Source organism: Seonamhaeicola aphaedonensis (genome assembly GCF_003386195.1).
GTDB classification, from domain to species: domain Bacteria; phylum Bacteroidota; class Bacteroidia; order Flavobacteriales; family Flavobacteriaceae; genus Seonamhaeicola; species Seonamhaeicola aphaedonensis.
Genome location: NZ_QRDX01000002.1, coordinates 133,660 through 140,648, shown reverse-complemented (window position 1 = coordinate 140,648; position 6,989 = coordinate 133,660). Strand labels below are relative to the sequence as shown.

Annotated in this window: 4 protein-coding genes; 3 read left to right on the top strand and 1 reads right to left on the bottom strand. The window is 35.4% G+C overall.

Features of this window, described 5'->3' with window-relative positions:
* The coding region (locus DFQ02_RS15135) for a hypothetical protein (protein WP_220340205.1) at positions 1-1,591 on the bottom strand (1,591 nt) is incomplete at its 3' end.
* Between the two features lie 690 nt (positions 1,592-2,281).
* Between DFQ02_RS15135 and DFQ02_RS04330 the strand changes: the two genes are divergently transcribed.
* From DFQ02_RS04330 to DFQ02_RS04320, 3 genes are all read left to right on the top strand, one after another.
* Entirely contained in the window at positions 2,282-3,331 is a 1,050-nt protein-coding gene (locus tag DFQ02_RS04330; RefSeq protein WP_116039777.1) for a TlpA family protein disulfide reductase, read from the top strand.
* A gap of 194 nt (positions 3,332-3,525) precedes the next feature.
* Positions 3,526-4,335: a S8/S53 family peptidase gene (locus tag DFQ02_RS04325; protein ID WP_116039776.1), complete on the top strand. Its 810-nt coding sequence runs from the start codon at positions 3,526-3,528 to the stop codon at positions 4,333-4,335.
* Positions 4,275-6,908: a S8 family serine peptidase gene (locus DFQ02_RS04320; RefSeq protein WP_116039775.1), complete on the top strand. Its 2,634-nt coding sequence runs from the start codon at positions 4,275-4,277 to the stop codon at positions 6,906-6,908. The genes DFQ02_RS04325 and DFQ02_RS04320 overlap by 61 nt, the downstream gene beginning before the upstream one ends.
* The last annotated feature ends 81 nt before the right edge of the window (positions 6,909-6,989 follow it).

Here is a 6,989-nt window from a genome sequence, read left to right as displayed (position 1 = left end):
CTATCTCTCCCTCTGTTGGAGCGTCTGCTATTGCCATTGGCTTACAGTCGTTGATATCCTCTACGTCTGATGGTAGCATTCCTGTCAATACAGGTGGATTATCATCCGCATCAACAGTAAACTTTGTAACACATTGATCTATCTGTTCACATTCATCTGAAATAACATATTTAATTGAAACTACACCTCCATCACAGTAATTCGGAGCTAGTAAACCATCTATGCCAACATCATCCCCCGTTCCATCTGCACTATTGTGATAGGTGATTGTTCCGTTAATTACACCAACTCCACCAGTATAGGTATAGCTATTAGCAGCTTTCCAATTTGTGAAAGCTGTAGCAATATCTTGTGTACAATCAATCAACACTTCACCAGGACAATTAGCAACCAAAGTTTCAAATGGTGCTTCATTAATTGTGATTTCAGCAGGTTCTAATACCGGACATCCTTGATTATAAACTATAAGATAATAGGTGCCTGGTTCTTGAGCTTGGTAAGTAGCACTATTTTGTCCCTCTTCATTTCCATCTTGAACTATGACATCATCTTCTCCTTCTCCTCCTTTTTTATACCAAACATAAACTATTCCTTGTTCACCAAATTCAGGAGTAGAACTACCATATAGTATGGTGAATTCTGCATTACATACCAAATCTTCACCAGTAACATTTGCTGTAGGCGTTAAATTAAACTGTCCACCAGCAAAATCATCTAAAGAGGCTGTTAGCTCCTGAGACGATCGAGTTTCTAATAGCCAGCTAGCATCACAAATATCAACTCCAGACAAAACAGTGGATACATCGACCACACCTTCATAAAAAGCCAATAATTCATAATAAGGTATACTTTTATCAATTAAACATTGTTCATACTCTGCAAGCTCAATTGGATTAGTAGGTTCTGTACAATCATTTTCGACTCCTTCATATTCCCAACCAATGGGTATTGGAAATTCTGTCTTATTGTTTATAGCAATATCTGCATTTACATTAACTAATTCTAATTGTAAATCCGGGCCAGAATCACCATTTCCAAAACCAACCCATTTGTATACAGTTACTGTTGGATTTGTTCCTCCATTGGTGAAATCACTTAAAACTAATAAGTCGCCAATTCCATGTTCAGGATCAAAATAACCATTTCCATCCACCATTACAGGACTGGTCCCGTCTACATAAAACCAGAATCCAATTTGCGCGTCCCCATTAGTGCTTCTTCTATCTCCAGCAAAAAATAAAAACCTTCCTGTTCTTTGCTCTGGAAGGCCAGTTTCCTGATTAACAATTATTGGATTTTCAATTACTACTGCAGCAGCATTTTCAATGTCGTTCTTCGCTTTGGTTTGACCATATGCCCAAACTAAGTGTTGCGCAGCAGTATTGCCTGCTTCCATAAAGTCCTTGGAACCTTCAGTAAATTGATCATCTACAACACCACTTCCATAAGCATCAAGAACATGCTGATGGGTAGGGATAGAAGTTATCTGACTTTGTCCCCATTCAAATGGGTTTCCATCAATGGATACTGTTTGTGCCTGCAATAAACCAGCACTCAATAAAAAAAGCATGACAACACTTAGGTGAACCATACTTTTAATCCGCTGTCTTAAGAAATTAAAACAACACGCAAAACAGTAAGTACTGTTCTTCGGTTTTTGGGTAAAATTGTACATTAACATAACATTTTTGTTTAATTAATAAAACACCATGTTAACATAAATAAGAGATATAACCATGCTCAATGTTGTACAGTTATTTTACAACAAACATTGTTATTAAATTTTGGTAAGACGAGGGCATCTTTAATTCTGCTATTAATCAAATATGCTCTAACATGAAATAAGTAGAGAAAAGAAAACATGTAGATGTGAGGGTATATCAAAAGTAGAAAATATATGCTTGCATAAAAAACTGCAAAAATCACTTTTAGATTATCCGCTTACTTTTTTAGATTATTGACCTCTTTTCTTAATGATTTTGAAAACTTTTAGATAAGCCACGTGTTTTATCCGACGAAGTGATATTTCAATCAAAAGATTAACCAGAAACATTTTTAAAATCGATTCGTTAATTGGCTAAAATATAACTCTATCAAAATAGGCCTAATATCAGTATTTAATTTTTTCCACTATGGCAGCCTTAGTTGTTGACACTTAAAAAATTTTGCCTTTTTGAAGTCTAGTTTTGATTCAAAAACCACGTTATTATGTTAATAATATTCCAAAATTGATTTAAAAGGCTCTACAAATGTGTATTTTTGGGCTGATAAAATTTTATTTATGAAAAAGATACTCTTAATTACCTTAACGCTTTCCTTAATAGCTTGTAAAGAGGGGCCAAAAAACTATGCCACCCTCTCTGGAAAAATAACCAATAAAAATAGTGACTCCTTAGTTATAAGAAGTAGAACGTATTCTAAAACTATTAAGGTAAACGATGATGGCTCATTCTCTGATACTTTAAAAGTGGAAGCAGGTATCTTTAATCTTTTTGATGGTGTAGAATCTACCTATTTATTCCTAAAAGATGGTGTTGCATTAAACCTAACTTTAGATACTGAAGCATTTGATGAAACGATTAGATATACGGGAAAAGGCGCTGAAACCAGTAACTATATAGCTAAAAAAACATTGATTCAGGAAAAGGAATTAAAACCAGACTTATTGAAATTAGAAGAGGAGGCTTTTAAAACCAAGGTTGCTGATATACACAAAAGCTTTACTGAATTATTTGAAAGCTCTAAAAATATGGATTCTGCCTTTGCAGCTAGAGAAAAACAAGGGTTTGACAAAATGCAAGAAGGTCTTTTAAAAATGTACCAGAGACAAAAAGCTATGGCTACTCAATACGATGATTTTAAAGGGAAACCATCTCCTGATTTTGTCAATTACGAAAACTATAAAGGAGGCACTACTTCTTTAAGTGATTTAAAAGGTAAATACGTTTATGTTGATGTTTGGGCCACTTGGTGTGGGCCCTGTAAAAGAGAAATCCCATTTTTAAAAGAAGTGGAAGCAAAATATCATAACAAGAATATTGAATTTGTAAGTATTTCTGTTGATGAAGGGAGAGGTTTTAAGGGAGATACTCCTGAAGAAAAGCTTGCCGCAGCAAAAGCAGGTTGGAAAAAAATGATTGCTGAAAAAGATATGGGAGGCATTCAATTATTTTCTGATAAGGCCTGGAAATCAGACTTTGTTCAAGGCTATAAAATCACTGGGATTCCAAGATTTATATTAATAGATCCCGATGGTAATGTAGTGGATGCCAATGCACCCAGACCTTCAAGTCCAAAGCTTGTTGAGTTATTTGACGACTTAAATATTTAAGCATCTCACACTAAAAATATCTGAGCCTCTTTTTATTGAGGCTTTTTTGTATAATATAGTTATTGTTTTTAATCAAATACACAGTTTTTAATTATAAATAAATATGGCATTTACACCTATATAGTTTATATACTAGCAATATATCATTATATACTATAATTTATTATCTTTCGGAAAATTTTTTATTACTGACTATGATTAAGAATTATTTTAAGGTGAAATTGAGTATTTTACTGTGCTTTTTATTGGCTTCACTAGGATTTTCTCAAACTGAAAAACAGAAAAAACAAACGACTAAAAATTACAATAAAGAGAAGTTAAAAAAATTAGAAACATCATTTGAAACATCCTTTTACGCTGCTTATAATGAAGCGCTCAAAGAAGCTAAAAGAAACAATTGGCCCGTTAAGTATAAGGATGGTAATACAAACTACCACTTAAGAAAAGTATTAAACGGTAAACCCATATACTTAAAAAGTGACAATGCCAATGCTGCCATTTCTACAAGAACCAACTACCTGCATAACGGCGGTGATTTGGGTCTCAACCTAGAAGGACAAAACATGACAGTCTATCTCTGGGAAGTTGATGGTATTGGTCTAACAACCCATGAGGAATACGATGGTCCTGGAGGTACAGATAGGCTTTCCATTGGTGATGATGAAACTACTGTTGATAATCATGCAGCCCACGTTACTGGTACTCTAATTGCTGCCGGGATTAACCCCAGTGTTAAAGGTATGGCGCCTCAAGCCAGTGCTATTGGTTATAATGCTATAAATGACCTATCGGAAGCTACCACCGCTGCTGCTAACGGTATGTTGCTATCAAACCATTCTTACGGATTTGACTCTACTGATTTTGTAGATGATCTTAGTTGGTATTTTGGCGCCTATGTGCAAGAATCTAAAGATTGGGATGACTTAATAGTGCGCCTTATTATTTGGCTGTTTTTTCGGCAGGCAATGCTGGAGCCGATGATGCTTCAAATTCTAACCCCTTAGGAAGTAATAATAGTTATGACAAGCTATTAGGAGATAAAACATCAAAAAATTCTTTAATAGTAGCTTCAGGATCCGATGCAGCAATCAACTTAGATGGTTCGCTTAACGAAGTTAGCAGAAGTACATTTAGCTCAGAAGGTCCAACCGACGACTTAAGAATAAAACCGGATATCACAGGAAATGGTGAAAGTTTGTTGTCTACAGGCAGAGCACCTACTCCTGCTCTCAGGTATAGTAATAATAGTGGTACCTCCATGTCCTCCCCTAATGTTTGTGGTTCTTTATTATTATTACAACAGCATCATAATAATACCAACGGTCATTATATGAAAGCAGCTACTTTAAAAGGTTTAGCTTTACACACGGCAGATGATATATATAATTTAGATGATCAAACACTTGTTGGACCTGATGCTACTTCTGGCTGGGGCTTAATGAATGCCAAAAAAGCGGCTGAAACTATTAGTGAAAATGGTTTTTCAACATGGATTTCTGAAGAAACTTTAAATAACAATGCGTCTTTTTCCATAGATGTGGTTTCTGACGGTTCTAGTCCTTTACTAGCATCCATTTCATGGACTGACCAAGGCGGTACTATAAACCCTACAGGCACTGTAAATAACGGTGTTATTTTATATAATGATGATACTCCTGCCTTGGTAAATGATTTAGACATAAGAATTACACAAGCATCAAACACCTATACACCATGGAAACTAACCGGAGTTGACTCTAACTCGCAAGGAGACAACACAGTGGATCCTTACGAAAGAGTTGATGTTACTGGAGCCTCTGGAGTTTATACCATTACAGTAACTCATAAAGGAACCCTAGTTGGAGGCGCTCAAGATTTCTCTCTTATAATTACTGGGCTTTCGTCTAATTTTACGTTCAACACCTCGGTTGCAGAGCAAACCATTTGTTCTTCAAATGATGCCACTTATAATTTTGATTATTCTGAAACTGGTGGTACTACAACAAACCTTTCTTTAGTAGATGTTCCCACAGGAGCTGTGGCGAATATTACCCCTAATAGTTTAAATGCTGATGGAACGTTTGATGTTACCTTTAGCAATTTAGAAAATGTAAGTGCAAATACCTATAACGTTAGTGTGGTAGGTAATGATGGTTTTGATACCGAAACTAGGGTGATTGAATTAAGAGTTTTACACAGTGATTTTACTCCATATCCGCAAAGCTTATCCTCTCCCGGCAATGGTGCTTTAAATACACCTTCGTCCTTAACTTTAAATTGGGCAGAAAACTTAAATGCTGAAGACTACCTCGTGGAAGTTTCTACAAACCCTTCTTTCTCTTCATTAGTTTTTTCTAGCACAGTAACAGACCTAAGCTATGAATTATCAGGTTTAACAGCAGAGACCGTTTACTACTGGAGAGTAAGACCCAACAATAGATGTAATACTGGTAATTACTCTGAAACCTACAGTTTCCAAGTTGGAAATTTAGACTGTGGAAACAATATTTATACAGCTACCGATTTTACCGATGCGGCCATTGGAACTACAGCTGGAGTATTTGCTTCGGTACCCGTTACAGTGTCTACAGGTGGATTGTATATTGAATCTGTTGAAACTAGTTTTAAAATTAGTCATACTTGGGTGAATGACATTAATATTACCTTAGAAGGACCACCAGAAATTGGTAGCCCGCAAGTTTTATTATTTGACAGTTCCTGCACAACAGACACTGGTGGAGATACCACTAGTCCTGGCGACGGTGATGATTTTGATGTTACCTATTCCGATTTGGGTGCTGCATTAGTTTGTAATGACCCCGCTGTTCCAAGTATTTCTGACACTATAGCACCTATTGAAAGTTTATCTAAATTCATAGACCTTCCTGCGGATGGCGTTTGGACATTACGAATAGGAGATCCAAATAATAATGATGGTGGTGCCGTTACAGAATTTAGTATCGATTTATGTGTTATAAATAATATTATTAATCTTCCAAACCTAACAAACAATGGCTTTAACGCGCCATTAAACAGCACCTATACCTTTTTATCTTCAGATTTTGAAGCGACCACAAGCGGACAAACAGCTGCAGAGCAAATCTATACAATTGTAATGACGCCATCTGTTGGAATTCTTGAAAAAAACAGCGTTTCTATGGATATTGGTGATACTTTCACTCAAGATGATGTTAATACTGGAAAGATTACTTACTCCAATACAGAAACAAGTAGCTTTAATGATGAGTTTAAAGTTGATATAAAAAACTCCGCTAATGGGTGGTTACCTAACCAAACCATTACTATGAATAGCACACTTAGCACAAGTGAATTTGATATTAAAAATGTTTATATCTGGCCAAACCCTACCAATGAAAATATTAATATTAGATTGAATGATTTAACATCGAAAGAAAATGTTAAGGCTAATTTATACGACCTCAGCGGACGTATTATAAATAGTTACAGTTATGAAATAAATTCTAACACCTTAACAAAGTCTATAGCAATACATCATATTGAAAACGGTATTTATTTGTTAGAAATAAAACAAGGTAATGCAAAGTTTACACGTAAGATTGTTGTAAACCAGTACTAAATTAGAAAGCCGCTATGAGCGGCTTTTTTTTATGTTATCAATTATCAAGGTTTTTTCATGCTAAAGTAGTTTCAACATCTT

Coding starts and splice junctions, on each gene's coding strand:
- DFQ02_RS04330 (WP_116039777.1), top strand. CDS start 2,282: ATGAAAAAGATACTCTTAATTACCTTAACGCTTTCCTTAATAGCTTGT.
- DFQ02_RS04325 (WP_116039776.1), top strand. CDS start 3,526: ATGATTAAGAATTATTTTAAGGTGAAATTGAGTATTTTACTGTGCTTT.